We start from the raw sequence: 486 nt of genomic DNA on the forward strand, positions 1-486 counted from the left end.
CCCTTCCCTGGTCCCGGCACCAGACAACCTTCCTGACCGAACGCAGGCACTGACTTCCGCTTCCCTCCCACTACCGCGTCAGCGGTTTAGTACAGTGCCGACTATGTACCCAACGACATAGAAGGCATTCGGTCGCTATGCATATGCTGCAATCCGGTGTTGATATTACCGTCATCGCGCTGTGGCTTGGGCACGAAAGTCCTGTCACCACGCATCGATATATCGAGGCGGATCTGCAAATGAAGGAGCGCGCCTTGAAGGCGCTCCAGCCGCCATCACGTAAGCCGCTTCGATATCGACCCAAGGATGACATCCTTCGCTTCCTGCAGGCCCTGTAGTTATGGACGGTTCTTATCTGGCGCCCCACAGAACATGCAGCCGTATCGATGCCGTGGTCCAGCAAATGCAGGGGCGCGGCATCACTCGACTGGCTTTCATTCGATACGGCTCCAGCGAACCTTCCATAATTGCAAACTGCCGATAGTT

The 486-nt window shown here is 56.2% G+C and carries 1 pseudogene; it reads left to right on the top strand.

Features of this window, described 5'->3' with window-relative positions:
- Nucleotides 1-122 precede the first annotated feature (122 nt).
- Nucleotides 123-338 (top strand): annotated as a pseudogene (locus ACYP5B_RS06735) (tyrosine-type recombinase/integrase); the annotation flags it as partial.
- Between the last annotated feature and the right edge of the window lie 148 nt (nt 339-486).

This window comes from Cupriavidus sp. 8B, from assembly GCF_054589115.1.